The organism is Priestia sp. SIMBA_032 (assembly GCF_046535215.1).
In the GTDB taxonomy this organism is placed as follows: Bacteria; Bacillota; Bacilli; order Bacillales; family Bacillaceae_H; genus Priestia; species Priestia aryabhattai.
Genome location: NZ_JAWRXD010000019.1, coordinates 43,403 through 61,423 on the forward strand (window position 1 = coordinate 43,403; position 18,021 = coordinate 61,423).

General features: G+C 30.9%; 16 protein-coding genes. 9 read left to right on the top strand and 7 right to left on the bottom strand.

All coding sequences use genetic code 11. The features are described 5' to 3' along the window. Positions 1–305: 305 nt before the first annotated feature. The 3 genes from SB717_RS27920 to SB717_RS27930 all read right to left on the bottom strand — a co-directional run bounded on the left by SB717_RS27920 (position 306) and on the right by SB717_RS27930 (position 3,791). Positions 306–482, bottom strand: coding sequence for a hypothetical protein (locus SB717_RS27920; protein ID WP_410905870.1), 177 nt, complete (start codon positions 480–482; stop codon positions 306–308). Positions 483–975: 493 nt separating this feature from the next. Beyond that, positions 976–2,331 (bottom strand): hypothetical protein, encoded by a 1,356-nt coding sequence (locus SB717_RS27925; protein WP_410905872.1) that lies wholly within the window; start codon positions 2,329–2,331, stop codon positions 976–978. Then, positions 2,328–3,791 (bottom strand): AAA family ATPase, encoded by a 1,464-nt coding sequence (locus SB717_RS27930; RefSeq protein WP_410905874.1) that lies wholly within the window; start codon positions 3,789–3,791, stop codon positions 2,328–2,330. Before SB717_RS27930 ends, SB717_RS27925 begins: the two co-directional genes overlap by 4 nt. 449 nt (positions 3,792–4,240) lie before the next feature. On the opposite strand from SB717_RS27930, the gene SB717_RS27935 reads away from it, so the two are divergent. Together SB717_RS27935 and SB717_RS27940 are read left to right on the top strand one after the other, a co-directional pair. Further along, positions 4,241–5,416 (top strand): hypothetical protein, encoded by a 1,176-nt coding sequence (locus SB717_RS27935; protein ID WP_410905876.1) that lies wholly within the window; start codon positions 4,241–4,243, stop codon positions 5,414–5,416. A 117-nt stretch (positions 5,417–5,533) separates the two neighbouring features. Beyond that, on the top strand, positions 5,534–5,860 hold the full coding sequence (locus SB717_RS27940; protein ID WP_410905878.1) for a hypothetical protein: 327 nt from the start codon (positions 5,534–5,536) through the stop codon (positions 5,858–5,860). Positions 5,861–6,017: 157 nt separating this feature from the next. Here the strand turns inward: SB717_RS27940 and SB717_RS27945 are convergent, their stop codons facing one another. Beyond that, complete coding sequence (locus SB717_RS27945; protein WP_410905880.1) at positions 6,018–8,825, bottom strand: zinc-ribbon domain-containing protein; 2,808 nt, start codon at positions 8,823–8,825, stop codon at positions 6,018–6,020. 287 nt (positions 8,826–9,112) lie between these two features. Here SB717_RS27945 and SB717_RS27950 point away from each other — a divergent pair, with 287 nt between their 5' ends. Genes SB717_RS27950 through SB717_RS27965 form a run of 4 tightly spaced genes read left to right on the top strand, consistent with a single transcriptional unit; the run spans position 9,113 to position 12,190 of the window. Next, complete coding sequence (locus SB717_RS27950; protein ID WP_410905882.1) at positions 9,113–9,700, top strand: hypothetical protein; 588 nt, start codon at positions 9,113–9,115, stop codon at positions 9,698–9,700. 22 nt (positions 9,701–9,722) lie between these two features. After that, on the top strand, positions 9,723–10,301 hold the full coding sequence (locus SB717_RS27955; protein WP_180231597.1) for a 7-cyano-7-deazaguanine synthase: 579 nt from the start codon (positions 9,723–9,725) through the stop codon (positions 10,299–10,301). After that, the gene (locus SB717_RS27960; protein ID WP_410905884.1) at positions 10,282–11,259 is read left to right on the top strand and encodes a hypothetical protein; all 978 of its coding nucleotides are present in this window, start codon (positions 10,282–10,284) and stop codon (positions 11,257–11,259) included. The genes SB717_RS27955 and SB717_RS27960 overlap by 20 nt, the downstream gene beginning before the upstream one ends. Positions 11,260–11,272: 13 nt before the next feature. Next, a complete protein-coding gene (locus SB717_RS27965) occupies positions 11,273–12,190 on the top strand; it encodes a CBASS oligonucleotide cyclase (protein ID WP_410905886.1) in 918 nt (305 codons plus the stop codon). A gap of 300 nt (positions 12,191–12,490) precedes the next feature. Here the strand turns inward: SB717_RS27965 and SB717_RS27970 are convergent, their stop codons facing one another. Further along, positions 12,491–12,691, bottom strand: coding sequence for a helix-turn-helix domain-containing protein (locus SB717_RS27970; protein ID WP_098399970.1), 201 nt, complete (start codon positions 12,689–12,691; stop codon positions 12,491–12,493). Between the two features lie 137 nt (positions 12,692–12,828). Between SB717_RS27970 and SB717_RS27975 the strand changes: the two genes are divergently transcribed. Beyond that, positions 12,829–12,978: a hypothetical protein gene (locus SB717_RS27975; RefSeq protein ID WP_410905888.1), complete on the top strand. Its 150-nt coding sequence runs from the start codon at positions 12,829–12,831 to the stop codon at positions 12,976–12,978. 69 nt (positions 12,979–13,047) lie between these two features. Then, entirely contained in the window at positions 13,048–13,344 is a 297-nt protein-coding gene (locus SB717_RS27980; protein WP_410905890.1) for a hypothetical protein, read from the top strand. A gap of 364 nt (positions 13,345–13,708) precedes the next feature. Here the strand turns inward: SB717_RS27980 and SB717_RS27985 are convergent. Further along, positions 13,709–14,865, bottom strand: a protein-coding gene (locus SB717_RS27985) for an IS3 family transposase (RefSeq protein WP_098622528.1) whose coding sequence is annotated in 2 segments (ribosomal slippage) — positions 13,709–14,595 and positions 14,595–14,865 — 1,158 coding nt in all. Because the reading frame shifts where the segments join, the coding sequence is not laid out codon by codon here. A gap of 533 nt (positions 14,866–15,398) precedes the next feature. Between SB717_RS27985 and SB717_RS27990 the strand changes: the two genes are divergently transcribed. Then, positions 15,399–15,740 (top strand): helix-turn-helix domain-containing protein, encoded by a 342-nt coding sequence (locus SB717_RS27990; protein ID WP_410905892.1) that lies wholly within the window; start codon positions 15,399–15,401, stop codon positions 15,738–15,740. A gap of 1,302 nt (positions 15,741–17,042) precedes the next feature. Here SB717_RS27990 and SB717_RS27995 read toward each other — a convergent pair. After that, the coding region (locus SB717_RS27995) for a UDP-glucose dehydrogenase family protein (RefSeq protein ID WP_410905894.1) at positions 17,043–18,021 on the bottom strand (979 nt) is incomplete at its 5' end.

Genomic DNA, 18,021 nt, shown 5'->3' on the forward strand with positions numbered 1-18,021 from the left:
CAAACAGTGAACTTTTATGGCATAATAGTAAGAAGAGAAGGGTGTTAACATCATTTCAATATTATGTTAATAGTATGTTTACTTATGCCCTGGTTAAATTAAGTTTCAAAAGTTAATTTAATAATAAAATAAAAAAGAAACGAATGATTCCAGTCATTCGTTTCTCATAGCAAAATATCTTGATGTTTAGTTTTGGGTTAATCATTCACCCTGAATTAATTTTATTTTTTGTAATATTTTTATTTTCTACATTATGATTCCAGTCGTCATGTAGAAAGCGTATGGAACTATTTTAATTTCGCAGATTAAGATAGTTCTTTTTTTGATGAGTTTTTCTTTTCATTGGCTAAAGTATTAAAGTTCAATCCGAATAATATAAGGGTATCAGGCGTGTTGATTTTATCAATTTGTACAAGCTCAGAGCAGTCTTTTATTAATCCTATTAAAGTAGCCAATATATTTAATCCATCTATCAAATTCATAATTTTATCCCCTTTGTAGTTCAGGGGATAGATTCAACCAAAACTAATTCATAGTGTGTGGTTCTATTCTAACTGAGAACTTAGAGTACTGACAAGTTTTTATTTTTTATTTAATGTAAAAAAATGTAATAAAAGTGTCATAAATATGTGGAATAACATGTAGAATAATATGTCATAAATATGTAGAATAATATGGAAAATAAAAAACATTTAGACAAATTTCGACAATTAATTGAGGTTGCAAAAAAACTATTTTCTATAATAGAGGTTAAATACAAAACTGCTTTCCTAAAATATAATCAAAAGTCGTTCTAAAAGTAATAGCTTCTTTATAGAACGACTTTTTTAAATTCAAATCCTTGTAAATATTAAATACTAATTTTTTTGAAAACAAGTTAGTATTTAATATTTAGAAAATCTATTTACCACTTAAATCTTTGTTTTTAATAATAAATTGCTCAAATTTAGCTTTTAAAGTATTAATAAAGTAAATTTACGAGACAATAGACATAAGGGATTTTTTAAAACTTTGTAGATATTTATAATTTCTCCCTTGAAAGACACTGCGTAAAATAAGCATCTTTTGTAATAAATGAATATAGTTAATTTGAGCGTCTGAAAAATTTAGATCATTTATATCTTTTAGCTCATCTTGCAGTCTTTCCACTAAACCATCTGAAAGACTAATTAAATTATTTCTAATAGAGGTATTTCTATTAACCTTAAAAATTAAATTTAATATATTTTCACTTTTATTAGCAACTCCTGTATCAATTATCTGGTCAATTATCTCATTTATAAATTCAGGGATATTCCCTTCAAATAATGCACTAATTTCCTTGACTATCTCTCTATATTTTGGATTTGTTCTATTATTTAAAACTTCTTTTAATTCTATTATAAAGTCAAGTGAACCTTGGGGATTTTTTCCTAATAGATTTTTCAATAATGTCTTTATGTTTCTGTTATTTATAATTTTCTTAATCACTTCTAGTTCGCTACTTTTTGAGAGTAGGCTATTTATTAATTCTAAATCATCGAGGGTTGTTTGTTCAACAAGGTCTTTTATTTCTGGTTTTGAGTGAATAATTTCTACAATATCTGTTAAATCTCTTTCTTGTCGAACTGTTGTAAGAATATTTTCCAATGCTTCAACTAATTTGTACTGTTCGATAATTTGTACGATCTGTACTTTTATCTGGCTACTTAAAGACTGATTTTTTGTTTTGATTAATGTGGATACCAAATGATAATCGTTATCTTTTACCATACTTTGTAACATGTTTGCTCTTAACTCTTTTGATTTTTCTTCTGCTAATTTACACCTGTATAATTTACATACTTCAATTGTTTTTTTACCTTTATCTGTTACACCAACAAAGAAAATGCCATCTTCTATTCTAATATGTTGTTCATAGTGATCAAGATAGGCATGAACTATGGAAACATTATTAGTGTCTATTGGATAAAATATACTTTGTGGATGGATAAAATTATTTACTACATTCGTTTTACCTTTGCATGTATTACAATTAGAACATGATATGGTTAAGTTAAGTGGAGCGAAAGTGTACTTAGGATAATTACTTTTATCTATTATATGTTCTATTGGAATTGAGCTAGTACCGAGATTTAATTCAGTTTTACAATAAAAGCATTTTTCATCGTTTAAATCAATTAAATACTCTCGTACATTCCTCTTTAGTTCTTTAAATATGCTATTGTTCCACAGGTTAAAATCGACAAAGTTAAAATTCTCTTGAATGAGCCTTATTTCCGCGTTTGTAAAAACATAAGGTATATTCAGCAATATTTTCTCATCTTCAAAAACATAGAGCAGACTTTTCATTTTTCATAATCAAACCTATCAAATATTATTTTAATTACATCTTTTAATGGATCGACTTCCTTTAGATTTTGGTTTATATCACTAAGCTTTTTTAGTTCTTTTTGAATATTTATTTTATCGATCTCATTCATACTTATTTTTTTAAGGAACCCATCTATCTCATCAGCAATATATAAATTTCTCGTGGTCACAACTCCAAATATATTGTATAAGATATCCTCTACGGACCATCCAAATGTATTCTCATCATGAAGTTTTGCTTCCAATCCTTTTTTATCTTTGGAAAAATTAAGAGATATTATTGTGGATGATCCAGGTTCCAAATCAGAAATCATAAAATGTGAATGGGTTGCAATTAAGAAATGACAATTTTTATACTCCTCAAAGATTTCTTTAATATATTTTATATATTTAATTTGCCAATTGGGATGAAAGCTTATTTCTGGTTCATCTAGCAATATTAGCGATCCATAATCTATGTGTGATAATATGTTTATCATTGAATAAAGAAACTGTTTTTCACCAGAACTAGCATTATCAAATCCATATGGAGAATCTCCATATAATAATAAATTAGGTTGAGATAGTATATTTAAACTTACTAATGTATCTAGAAAATCAGAGTGTTCAGATAATATATTATTTTTATAAGGGATTTTAAAATCTATAGAGTATTTAATTACAAGAAAACGAGAATCTTCTTCTAGGTTTTTTGGATTAAAATCTTTTTTTACGAAATTGATTAACTTTTCTATATAGTCATCGCTCAGTTTTTTTATCTTATCTGATCTATAATCAAACCTACGCCTTTGCTTTGCTATTTCAAGATGAATTTTCTGTATAATTTTTTCTTTATCAAATAATTGTTTGCTTTTGAGCCTAAAGTATATATCCATGACAGGAGGTAAAGAAAGAAATTTCATAACGGATTTTAATTTTTTAAGGAAGACTTCATTAGTTGTTTTTTTTATTAAAATATCAATGATTTTTTTAGTTATGGAGTTGACAAAAGTTGCGTTACTAGTTTGCCTTGTACCAAGGTAATAATATATATCATTCAAATCTCTACTATCATTAAATACAAATTTATCATTAACCATAAAAGAAATCGCAAGGATTCTCTTAGGTAAATCAATTTCTTCAACACTAATTATGTCTTCGTCTTTTCGTATCTCTAGGTCCTCTTCATACGTTATTTCATAAAGTACTTTTCCGATCTTGTAACTTAAATATAGACCCTTTTCAAAAGTGTTCCTCTTCATTTTATTATCTGAAGTCTTTAGTTCGTTAATAAATCTTAAAGTTTCTGATATCTCAGAAAGGAGACGTGTCTTCCCCGTACCGTTTGGGCCAATTACTAAACTGGTAAATACAATATCATCGTACTTTTTATCCTTATCCATAAAACGCACATGTATTTTTTTATTTTTATATTCCACTAATCTAAAATTATCTTCCATTTAAATCCACCTATTCTTTTATATTTCAAAGAACTTTAATTTAACTTAATAGAGGAAAATTTAATGGTTATTAAATAAAGTCCGTTGTGAATATTTTACCATTTTTATAGATTAATATGTATATATTTAGACCATAAGTAATCATATATTGGGATTTGAACTTATTAAAAGAAATAGCGTTATAAATAAGTATTCATATCTAATATATAATTAAGTTGCTTTTCAAAATATTAAATCATGTAATTATATGGCATAATATAACTATTAATCATAATTTAATATAATCAAACAGACATAAGAATTGAATTGATCTCATGCTAAAACTGCATTACAGTTGCGGATAAGCGTTCCAATTATATTTTATTTTTCTTTAATGTTTTTAATAATATTAAAGTAGCTTATTTGTATACATAATACCTAAAATATATTTTTATATAAGAAGGGAAACTATGGAAAATTTTAATTATTTAAATTGGTGGTTTGGTTCGTGGGAGGCTTGGGGTGCCAAACATACCTCCGATGTTTTGGCAATCATGTTTGGGTTAACGGGAACAATCATTGCATTAGTAGGGTTAATAGCATTATTTATTTCACTTAATACACAGCATATTCTTCAAAAATGTAGAGAATTATATTGGGAAATGGTTTCTATTTCCTATAAAGAAGAAATTTATGATAATTTTCAAAATAGAGAAAGACACTATAAAGAATTAAGCGAGTTGGACAATGAAAATAGCTTAGATAAAGGATACTTTGATAAAGGAGAATCATGGTTATCTGATGATATAAATTTCTATCAACAAAATTTTAATGACTTTTATGACAAATATAGACTTTACAAAGAAATTTATGAAAGTGAGCCTGAAAACTTTTTTACAAAGAGTATAATTAAAACTGCGCAATTAGCAATTATATTAGTTATAATTGCGTGGGTTGCTTTACTAATTTACTTTATACCTTATTTTTATATAGGAGAATTTTTATTTTTACTATTTTCAGTAAGTTCTTCTATATATATTCTTTATCGTTTTAGTAACTACTTAAATCAATTAAAAACTGTTATAGCTGATAATTTAAATAATCCTGATGATTTACTGGATGTATCTAAAATTGATAAAACAAATATAAATACATATGCTTTGTTACTTCCTAACTTAAAGTTAATAGTTGAGGATCATTTATATGATTGGGAGGACCGTGAAACAGGAGAGCTTATAGATTTATTTGGGAAAACATTTTATTTAAGTACCCCTTACAAACCGAAAAATATCAGTGTAAGATATGTTGGACTTCACGCTTACCATGTGAATGCTCAATCTACTGAAGATTGGGGAGAAATTGGAAGTTCGAGCTATGTAAAACTGATAGAAAATAAAATATTATATAATTTTTATGTCTTTGGAAAACAGAAATTTAACTACAAGATTTTACACGTAGAAGAAGATGAATGCCTATCTTTTGAAGACTACAAGGAGAATGCAGGAATTCAAGTAACTTTTTTAGACGATTCGGATAAATATCATTATACTGTTTATTTTAACTTTAATCTTAAACGTACGGTAATGCCATCTTTGCCTTATCATGAATATCTCCCTGCTAAGATTGTAAAAAGTCACTTTTATTAATAATAGAATTTAACTTAAACAGGAATTATTATATTAATTGTTCTAATTAAGATTAATAACATAAATTTATTTGCTATGTATATCATTTATATAGTAATTAGTATAGAAAGTTGGTAGGTGGAAATTGCGGGACTAATTACAACGATAGTCACAAGTGGGGTAGTTTCAAGTTTAATAACAATAGGGTTACAAATGTTTTTAAAAGGGAGAATAAACTATCATTTTAGTAAGAGGCTTGACTCATTTAAAGAACAATTCAGTAATCAAGCTGAAATCAGAAAGATGGATATTGACAAACAACTCCATGATTTTACGCTTTATTCAACAAAAAGACATGAAATTCACCCTGAATTGTTTAAACAAATTTATAAATTAAATGGAGAGTCCCACAGACTTAAAGCAATCAAAAAGGACAGCCGTTATTATAACGGCTGTCTTTTTTAGCAAAGTTGAACAACTAAATAATCTACATAGTATCTAAGGAATAAATACTTTGTTCGCTAATCATTATCTACTCTATTAGTGTTACCGTATGAATACAAGCTTTATGCACATTGTGGAGCTATAAATGAAAGTATGGAATATGGCTAAACTCACTATATTAGTTGTTCTTATAAACTTTCCTACCTACACAATAAGGACAATTCCTATGTTTGGATTTTGTTCTAATTGCTACTTTCGTTTGCCACTTATGTCCCTGGTCACAACGCCACCATACCTCCTTATTTGAATAACGAGAAATATCCTCGGGGGTTAAAGGCTTATTTTTTTCATAATCCCACTGTTTTGCTACTTCGGGTTCTAAAATAGCTAAAGAATGTTCTGGTGCTACTGTTGTACGCTTAACCTTAGGACAATGAGGGCAGCCCCGGTATTTAAGAGTTGTTCTGCTTGTTACTTTGGACTGCCATTCATGTCCCTTCTCGCAACGCCACCATGTCTCTCTTGTTGAATAACGAGAAACATCACTAGGGGTTAAAGGCTCATTTTTTTCATAATCCCACTGCTTAGCTATTTCGGGTTCTAAAACAGCTAAAGAACGTTCTGGTGTTACTTTTGCACGCTTAATCATAGCACAATGAGGGCAGTCCCGGTGTTTAAGTTTTGTTCTACTTGTTACTTGGGCCTGCCATTCATGTCCCTGATCACAACGCCACCATACCTCTCTTTTGGAATGACGGGGAACATCGTTAGGCGTTAGAGGTTTATTCTTTTCATAATTCCACTGCTTTGCAAGCTCAGGTTCCGAAGTTGATAGAGAACACTCTAAGGTTGCTAAGTTAGCAGCACAATGAGGGCAGTTCCGGTGTTTACGTTTTGTTCTACTTGTTATTTTGGACTGCCATTCATGTCCCTGATCACAACGCCACCATACCTCCCTTATTGAATGAGGAAAAACACCATTAGGGGTTAAGGGCTTATTTTTTTCATAATCCCACTGCTTTGCAAGCTCGGGTTCCAAGGTTTCCAAAGAACGCTCTAAAGTTACTAAATTACCAGCACAATATGGACATCCGGTTCCTGATGAACTTCTGTGTGAAATACTAGTTTTCCACTCATGTCCTTTTTTACATTGCCACCATACTCTTTCACGAGAACCAGCGAATACACCTTCAGGAGTAAGAGCTCCATTCTTTATAGGGTGCCATTCAGTAGCTAAGTTAGCATCGACATAAATCAAACTCTTTTCTTCTGTTACATATTTTGCACGCTTTAAAGCTTCGTATCTATATTTTGAGACTGGTCGGTCCTGAAGTTTATGAATTGGATATTGAGAAATATTAGCATGAGTTAAAAAAATATCATGTAAACCATAGATACATTCTTCAAGTGAGGAATCATTTCCTAGATTTTCCCTAATAATAGTATGCCAAACGTTTCTAAATTTAGTTTGTTTAGTACTCTTTAAACTTTTTTCTTGTATGCGAATTAAAGGAATATTTCTTTCTAACATAAACTTATTCTTCTGTTCATCTTTTTCTTTTTTGTTTTCATGATAGTATGCTCCATCATATTCAATTGCTACATTGATTTCTGGTATATAAATATCAATTTCAACGCCTTCTATTTTGTACCTGTTTTTGGTACATGGAAATACATCTTTAAGAGTCAAATAAATAATTTGTTCAGGAAAAGATGTTCCTGTACCAAATGAGCAGTGGGGACACCCTGATTTTTTTCGTGAATTAGGTGATGCTTGCCATTCGTGCTTTCTTTTGCATTGCCACCATACCTTTTTATCAGAGCCTGCTACTACATCAGCAGAAGTAAGAGCTCCATTCTTTATAGGGTGCCATTCAGCAGCTATTTCAGGAAAACGTGTCGCTAATGAGTTTTGAGGAGTTGCATAACGATTGGAACAGTAGGGACATCCAAGTCCTTTATGACGATCAACTACTCTTCTTTCCCATTCATGCCCTTTTGGACACTGCCACCATACTGTTTTGCCCGACCCTGCTACTACATCATCAGGAGTAAGGGTTCCATTTTTAGTAGGGTGCCACTCTTGAGCAAGAGTTGGGTTGGATGCTGTTAAATTATTGTCTAAATGAACTTGCTTATTTTTACATATAAGACATCCACTACCTCTATTACGATTGTTTACTTTTGCTTGCCATTCATGCCCCTCTTTGCATTGCCACCATACTTTTTTATCAAATCCTGCTACTACATCATAAGGAGTAAGAGTTCCATTTTTAGTAGGGTGCCACTCTTGAGCAAGAGTTGGGTTTATTGTTGCTAAACAATTATCTAAATGAACTTTTTGATTCACGCATATCGGACAGCGTCTTCCTTTCTTATGACGTTCTTTTATAACAGCCTGCCATTCATGTCCCTTTTTACATTGCCACCATACTTTCTTATGTGAACCTGCCATTACATCTTGCGGGGTAAGATTTTCGTTTTTAGTAGGATGCCACTGGAATGATAATTCTGGATTATTAGTATAAAGGCTATTTCCTGCCCATACACGTTTATTTGAACAAAAAGGGCAACCTGTTTTACCCTTACCTGTACGCTGATAAACATTAGTAATCCACTCATGACCATTCTTACATTGCCACCATATTTTTTTATCGGATCCGGGTGTAACATCCTTTGCAGTAAGAGTTCCATTTTTGGTCGGATGCCACTCTTGAGCTAATTCAGGATATAATGTTTCAAGACAGTTATCCAAATTCACTCGTCTTCCCGAACAATATGGACATCCGTTGCCATCTTTACGACTTTTTACAACAGCCTGCCATTCATGCCCCCCTTTGCATTGCCACCATACTTTTTTACCAGATCCAGCCACTACATCTTGCGGAGTAAGATTTTCATTTTTAGTGGGATGCCACTGGCTAGCGATTAAAGGATTTTTATTAGCTAGTGAATTTAATCCTAATGTGTTTTTTTTAAAACCCATATATTACTCCCCTCTCTGTTTATTAAAAGAAGAGGCTACCTTATAAGCAGCCTCTCCTTGAGAACATCACACATGTAGAAGTATAGACAATTTCTCAACGGTCTCTAACAAATGATGTTTGCGATTAGCATTCTATTATATTCATTTATAGTAATTGATTATAGTACAATGAATCTATAAAATGTATTTTTTTTCTTATTATACAGGATGTATAAAACTCATATATAGGTAGAATTCCACATATTAAGATGATATAATTTTCATTAATCGAAAAATGAGGTGTCTTCATGTCACAAGATCCAATAAAACAACAGGTGAAAAAATTAAAGAAAAAAGCTGAACAGAATCGGCAAATGCATTTCAGCATTAGTAAAACGGCAAACGTACTGAACAAAATACTTCATGCTACCGCTTTAATTGGTTCTTCTATAACGGCTATTCTTACTTTTGCAGAATTTGAAACATTTTTACCTTGGCTATCATGGTTAACCGATGGAACCTATAAATTAATTATTGGACTTTTTGCTGGTTTGATTTTTATTATCACCATATTAGAAGAGTATCTTGGGTTAGGAAAAAAGGCTGCTGCACATGAAACTATAGGGAAACAGTTAACAACATTCATAAGAAAAGCAAGTACTTTGGAAACTTATGAAACTCTCACACAAGACCATATGGATAAGGCAGTAAGTGATTATAGTTCCATTAATGAAAGTGCACCTATAATCCCTGATAGGGTCTTCCTTAGAGAAAAACAACGCCTGTGCATAAAAATTGATGTTAGTAAAAAACTTGAACAAACTCCTCATATGTCAGTACGCTTATATCTTATTAAAATGAAATTAAAGCAACTTTTCTCTTCAAACCAAACTTAAAATGAAAATAGGGAGAATTAAGATGACTAAAGAGTATTCTACTTGTTCAGTGTTAATATTGTTGAGTGGAGGAATAGATTCTTCAGCATTAGTGCAATACCACATTTCTCAAGGAGAAAAAGTTGAAGCAGTCTTTTTTGATTACGGACAAAAGAGCTGTAAACAAGAGCTCTTATCTGCCAAAAAAATCAGTGATTATTATGGCATAAATCTTCATCATAAAGAATTGGGATTTAAACTCAGTGATTATAAAGGTGAATATTATTGCCGAAATAGTCTTTTTATTTTAGCTGCATGTGGATTTTTAGAAAAGCCTACATCACTAATTTCTATTGGTATTCATTCAGGTACCCCGTTCTATGATTCTTCTCCAAACTTTATTAAAGATATTCAGACAATTCTTAATGGTTATTTTGGAGGAACAACAAGAGTAATAGCTCCATTTTTGGATTATTCTAAATGCCAAGTCTATGAATATTCTATTAAAAATGAAGTACCTATTGAATTAACATACAGTTGTGAATTAGGAAGAATAAAACCGTGTGGAAACTGCCTTTCATGTATTGACAGGAGGCTATTAAATGAATCAACACCTAGCTAAAATTCGGAATATTAGAACAATAAAATATAATACCCCTATTCTAGTGCCATCTTTCTCAAGCAAAGGCTTTCCTCATGTTAAAGAGTTACATAACTACCTTAAAGAAAAACTTACTGAGGTATCCCTTATAAGCACATATGATTTGCATTATGAATATTTAGAACTTGATCAAATTTATGAATCAGATATTTTAATTGTGGATAGTGGTGGATATGAGAGAAATCAAGAACATGATATTTCTGACGTTTATAACTCTTTTTACATAGCGAAGGAATGGAATGAAACTTTATATGAAAAACAAGTTAGAAAGCTACATCCTATTACAGATATATTATTAGTTAATTTTGATTACCAAGAAGCATATCCACTTAAAAAACAAGTTCAATTTGCTCAAAAAAACTTTGAGAAATTCCCTGAATTTGCATCTGACTTCTTATGTAAACCAGTTTCGAACAATAAATTCTTTATAGATGTTGATAATTTAACTAAATCTATTGATCTTCTTTCATCTTTTGACGTAGTGGGCTTTACAGAAAAGGAATTAGGAAATTCCATATTTGACAGAGGCACAAGCATTTATAGAATTAGGAAAGCTTTGATGCATGCGGGATTAGATACACCTATTCATATTTTTGGATGTGTTGATCCTTTGTCAATCGTATTATATTTTTTATGTGGAGCTGATATTTTTGATGGCTTATCTTGGCTACGCTTTTCTTTTAAAAATGGTACTCCAACATATCTAAATCACTATGCATTAAGTCATGGACTGTGGGATAGGCCAGATAACGAAGTGAAGATAATGGGATATCTTGAAAATTTAGAATTACTATCTAAATTGAAGAGTCAATTGACTTTATTTACTCAATCCTCTGATTGGGAAGAACTACATTTAAAATCAAGAGAAGTTCAAGAACTTAAACATATTCTTGCAAGGATAATCAAAAATTATGAGTAGAGGGGGCAGAGCAATGGGAGGCGGTGGTGGTTATAATATTCCCTCTAAGACGCTCAGTCAATTAGAACAAGAAAAACAAGATAGGATAAATCAAGAAAAGCTTGAAGCAGATATAAATCAACATATTAAAGATTATTTCCAAAGAATCAACAATCGTGATGTTGATGGAATTAATCGCCATTTAGAAACAATAAAAAGTGCTCTTGAAAAAGATATTGAAGGCTTTGTTGACTTAAAGTTTGGTGGCTCAATAATTAAAAGTACTTATTCAAAAGGAATAAGTGACGTTGATATGTTAGTCCAAATTAATAATAGCCATTTAAGAACAGCCAAACCTATTGAAGTTTTACATCATTTTAAAGAGCAAATACAAAAGAGATTACCTAAGACAGAAGTAGAAATTGGGAAATTGGCTATAACTGTAAAGTTTGCATCTGGTCATGAAATTCAATTACTGCCTAGCATCAAAACGGAAACAGGTTATCGTATTCCGCGACCAGGGGAAAACAAATGGAGCAATGTAATTAGACCAAGTAAATTTGCTGAGAAATTAACTAATATTAATAAATCTAATGGTAATAAGGTAGTACCCCTAATCAAATTAATGAAAAACATTAATGCTAGTTTGCCTGAACAGAGACAATTATCAGGATATCACCTTGAATCACTTGCTATAGATGCTTTTAAAAATCCAGCTAATACACCTAAAACATATAGAGGAATGATTGAACATTTCTGTCGTCATGCTCAAGGTGCTGTCTTAAAACCAATTACTGATAGCACAGGGCAATCTGTCCATGTTGATACTTACTTAGGCAATGCAGGAAGTTCTGATCGAAAAAAAGCAAGTAATACATTTAAGCAATTACTTAAAAAGATGGATAAAGCAAACTCTCTGAATGCATGGAAAGACATTCTAGGTGAAAAATAAATAATCTTCTCTTTTCCTTTTATAAGGAAAAGAGAAGATTATTTATTTAATTAGAAAGATGAACTCTTTTTCTACCTAATTGATGATGTATTTGAATTAAAGAATGAAATGCCACTAGCAGCATTAATCGATCTTAGGTTTAAATAAGTTCATAAGCAAAAACTAAAAAGCAGCCAAAATATATTATTTTGGCTGCTTTTTAGCAAAGTTGAACAACTAGATAAGTTGATTCTAACATTATATTTCTCTTTTGTATATTTTTACGAGGTAACCGCACATGAAAAGTGAGATGATGAAGAATTATTCTTCAATTTCAAATAAATCCTCTAATGATACTCCTAGAGCTTTAGCGATTTTAAATAGATGCCAATCAATATGCTGATTATTTCGATCGAATCGTGAAATACTTGATTGGGGAACCCCTGACATTTCAGACAATTTCATTTGTGTCAGCCCTCTTTCTTTCATTAAAGCATTCAATCTAGGTTTTACAACGAACATGGGAATCCCTCCTAAATTAAGATTTAACCATTATACACTATACACAACCGAATAAATATAAGGAAATCATTTACAACCCATTACCCACTAATGTATAATGGGTAAAAATAGAGAATTAAATTTTGGGGGTGCTAAAAATGAAGGTGAAAGAAAGCTATTATCGCTCTGTTCTGCGTCATTTTTTGAAGCATCCTAATGAGCATTTAAAAAATATGAATGATGATTGCGAAGAAGAATACGAAAGAATTGTTAGTAATGCTGCTTGGAGTGAAAACTTTTACGTGTGAAGAATTAGGAGGTTTTACTACATTTTTAAATTCTAAATGTGTAGTAAAACCCAAAAAGGAGCTGGTTTTATGAAAGTGAAAACAACAGAGCCTGGGTATCTTGCAAAACAAAAAGCAAAAGGGAAAACTTATTTATTTATAAAAAAAACCTATCGTGAAGGAAAAAAGGTGAGAAGTAAATCTCTATACAGTTTCGGGTCCATGCCGGAGGCCCTTGAACGTCTTTATTGGCTTCGCGATCATCCAGACTGTTTTCCAAAGGATTTGGAGAAAAAAGGTTTTACACTTGCTCATGTATATAAGTGGGTTTTAGCCATTGAAATAAGACAAAAAGAAAATGGAGCACCATTCGATGTGTTTAATTGATTAATTATCAAAGTCAAAGGAGCGAGATCGTATGAATGTTGAAGAAATAAAAAAGAAGTTAACTACCCAAAACTTCAGGGAATGTGGGCTATGTCTTTTTATCGATTAATAAATTTTTATGGGAAAGGAACCCGTTTTGATAATTGACTCTAAAGGCAATAGAAACAAAAAACACCTAATTAAAAGGCGGTAGGGAGTTTTTTCTGCTTGTAGCAAGAGTTTCGAATGTATGCTTCTTCGCATCTTGATTAGTTTTTTTAAGTGATAAAAAATATTCTATTTAGGGAAGTTTTCTAGAAAATAGAAAAAAACCACTGGACCTAGGGACTGACCCCTGATTTCGAGACAGGGATCAAAACACCTTTTAAACAGCCAGTTGTCGGTATTGTACCGGTGACTGGTTGTTTAGTTTCGTTTGAATACGGATATGGTTATAATAAGTAATGTAGCTTTCGACAGTTTGTTCTACGATGGCAGTCGTAGTACATGTTAACTCGTCGAGGTAAAACGTTTCAGACTTTAGGCTGGAATGAAACGATTCAATGGAGGCATTATCTGCAGGTGTCCCTTTGCGGGACATACTCATGATGATGCCTCTTTCTTTGACTTTTCGTTGATATGCATATGATGTGTAAACCGAACCTTGGTCGCTATGCAAGGTACATCCCTGAGGTAAAGGAGGGAGTTGACTTAATGTATCTAAAACAAACTCTACGTTTTGACAATCACTCACTGAATACGCAATGATTTCGCCATTAAATAAATCTTGAATACTTGAAAGATACAACTGTTTAGGTCCAAAAGGCAAGTAGGTAATATCGGTAACCAGCTTTTGAAGAGGGCGCTCTGCTCGGAAATTACGATTTAACACGTTTTCTGCAACCTGATAAGGTTGTCCTGTTTGTTTCCGTTTCTTCCTTTTAACTCGGCATTGCCAACCGTATTTCTGCATGACACGCTGCACTGTTTTATGGTTGATATGCATGGTTTGATTGAGTAACGCTGTAATTTTTCGATAGCCATATCGAAATTTATGTTTACGGCACTGTTCACCAACTTTTCCTTCTATCCATTTCTTTCTCTTTGTTTCTTCTCCTTGCTCATGTTTCTGCCAACGATAATAAGTTGATCGAGAAATACCCAGACACTGACAGATTTGAGAGATAGGCAGTTTCTCTTTTAATTCTTCTACTAAGTTCAATACAACTTCTGGTACCACTCCCTTTCCAACTCTTTGTACTTTTTTAAGACTTCAATCTGTTGTTTTAAATATCGATTTTCAGCTTCTAACTTTGATGGAGTATCTTGAGAATGAGCCCCTTTTCGAGGGGTGTATGTTTGCCCAACGGGCTGTGCCAGGCGATAGGATTCTCCATTTCTATGCCACCTCATCCATGTTTTGAGCTGTGTATAGTTGCGGATCTGTAAAGTTTCCATAACTTCTTTGATTGGTACTCCTGCCAATCTCATTTCAATTGCTTTTAATTTCACTTCTACTGGATAGCTCACTCTTCTTCCCATAGAAAAAACACCTCCAAGTTATTGTTAGGTACTACATACCCGTTTTTTACTTAAAGGTGTTTTTTTATTTGTCTCGCTCTATGGGGTCAGTCCCCTATACAGTGGCTTTTTCTGTTCGTTCAAAGCAGAAAATGAACAAAACCCATAAAGTGTTTTGTCATTGATTAGATTATACCATGTTCTGGAATTTATGGGTATCGAAACTTCTATGAATCACATTATGTTAACTTCCTTTTCATATACTATATAGCCTAAAAACAGAGAAAGCCACCGGATAAAGTAGTTTTTTCTATGCTTTTTGAATAGTAATCGTTAGCTGGTGCCTCACGACGTCTTGTTTAGTTTGTTTAACATATAACATAGTTATTAATTTTATGAGGATCTCTATTGGGTTTTTCTTCATCAAAAGATATACAAGGAAGCCTAATAATAAAAAAAGGTTTTTACACTAGAACCTCAAAAAATTACAACTCTTATATTAAAATGTTCTATATAATGAATGATATAAAGTTAAACAGTGAGGAGATAGTTTAATGATAGGACCACGTATACGAACACTAAGGGCTGAAAAGAATATATCACTTTCACAACTTGCAGAACGATCTAAGGTTACTAAATCTTATCTCAGTCAAATTGAGCGTAATATCTGTAATAACCCATCAATTGAATTTGTTGAAAAGGTAGCTGTTGCTCTTAATGTAAATCCAGAAGTATTGTTAGGATGGGGACAAAATAAAGATGAAATTTCAAATATAGATAACCATTTTTCATATGTGAAAAAGTGTTTACTTACTATAGATGATAAACAGCTTAAAGAATTAAAAGACTATATTGATTTTACTTTATGGAAAAGGGATAAAAAAATAAACGATTAAAACTAGGGATTACCTTGGTTTTTATCCATTTACTTAAATATGAGAATTTTTAAAGAAATATTTCAAGTATGTATCCTAAGATATCCATTTTCACCATAAATAACGTAGGTCTAAAAATAATAGTCGTTAGATAAATGAAAAATATTTAAATGTATAAAAGATTAATAACTTTAGACTTGAACAATAAATAATGATTTGTTTTATATTATGAATAAGAGTAATAATTGACGTATTTTATAAAAAAATAGTTTAATAATTACTTAACTTGTAGAAAAACTGCGTATTTGTCGTCAGGTAGAGTAGATAGTGAAACTAATATTTTTATAAGATCGTTTATTCATTTACTGTTTTATATAAAATAAATTAGTTTTTTATTTTAGATTTAATTCACGTTATTTAAAACTCATTAAAATTAAATACTTATAGATTTATTGTTTGTTTGTCGTATATATAACAATTTCTTAGAAGAGAAATAGAAGATAGATTCGTATAGGATAAAAAGTAAAAGTTCATATTTGTCGTCACTAAGAGTAAACAATAAAACTATTATTTTTATAAGTTAGTTTGTTGATTTACTTCTCTATATAAAAGACGTTTATTTTTTATTTTTCGATTTAATTTATCTTATTAAAAATACATTAAATTTAAATATTTATAAATTTTCTGTTTGGTTATCGTGAATATAACAATTTCTCAAAAGAGAAGTAGAAGATAGATTAGTATATGCTAAGAAGTAAAAGAACTAATTTATTGTAAATAAGAGTAAATGGTAAAACTATAAATATTATAAAATTGCAATAAGGAGGAATAAGGAAATATCTACGTTGATATGAAATAAAAAGAGTTATATTAACCACAGTCAAAGTAAGGCTATATAAAGCAAGATTCTGACTGGAAGAGAGGTATAAGTAGTAAGATAGAGATCTTTTATCTGGATTTTATATGTAAAAAAGGTTAATTTCCTATACTATTAGTATTATTGATTTATGGTTTTTAAAATCAACTAATATACGATGATTAATATTTGTTCTACATCTTTGGGGCCTGTTATTTTGCTTACTGTTTTTTCGTTTTGGAAGGTTAGGGATAACTATTGGCAACGTTTCTAGAAAAAATTAAACAACCCGAGTCCATATGAACATAGACTCTGGGTTGCTTAAATATCTTCTGTATTTAAATTTGTCTTAGTGAACAAAAAATATTTGTTGTTTTACAGTAGCCCTCTCTTGTGTATATTCTACGCAACCCAACAATTTTTAACTTTTCATCATCATTGAAAACTAAGTATTAAAAATCTATTTATTATACGTTTACAAATTCCAAATTGCTAATACTTTCTCTACCGATGGAATCATAAATAATATTTGTTTTTTGAACATGTTTTAAATCATAGCAGTTTCTTCCATCTAATATGATTGGGGTTTTCATTAATTTACCGTATTTACTTATTTCAAAATCCTTTACTTCCTTCCACTCGGTAAAAATAAAGCATATATCTGCATCAATTAAAGTATCCTCTATAGTATCACAATAAGTAATTTCATTTGGATAAATCTTTTTGAAGTTGTTTACTCCTACAGGATCCCAAGCTTTAATATTTGCGCCATCTTCCAGCATTAATGGAATATTAACTAGAGAAGGTGCCTCCCTTAAATCATCTGTTCCAGGTTTAAAGGTTAACCCTAGAATAGCAACCGTCAGTCCACTTAAATTATTAAAATATTTTCGGGATTTCTTTATAAGTTTTACTTTTTGGTTTTCATTTACATCGATAGTTGCTCTAATAGTTTTTAACTCATAGTCGTGGAAATTACCTAACCAATGTAATGCTTTTGTATCTTTTGGGAAACAAGAACCACCATATCCGATTCCTGAGTTTAAAAACTTGTCTCCAATCCTTTGGTCATATCCCATTCCTTTAGTAACATCATCAATATTCGCGCCAATTATTTCACATAAATTAGCAATTTCATTAATGAAGGAGATTTTAAGAGCAAGGAAATCATTTGAAGCATATTTAATCATTTCAGCACTTCGTCTATTTGTAACTAAAATAGGAGCCCCAAAATCTTTATAAACTTCGGTTAAAATATTACCTGCAATTTTTTCTTCTACTCCAATAACTATCCGGGATGAATGTAAAGTATCTCTAACTGCTGTCCCCTGTGCTAAAAATTCAGGATTTGAAGCAACATAAACATTAACATTATTTGTAAGATTAATTTTGATAAATTTCTCTATTTTATCGTTTGTTCCAATTGGTACAGTTGACTTTATGACA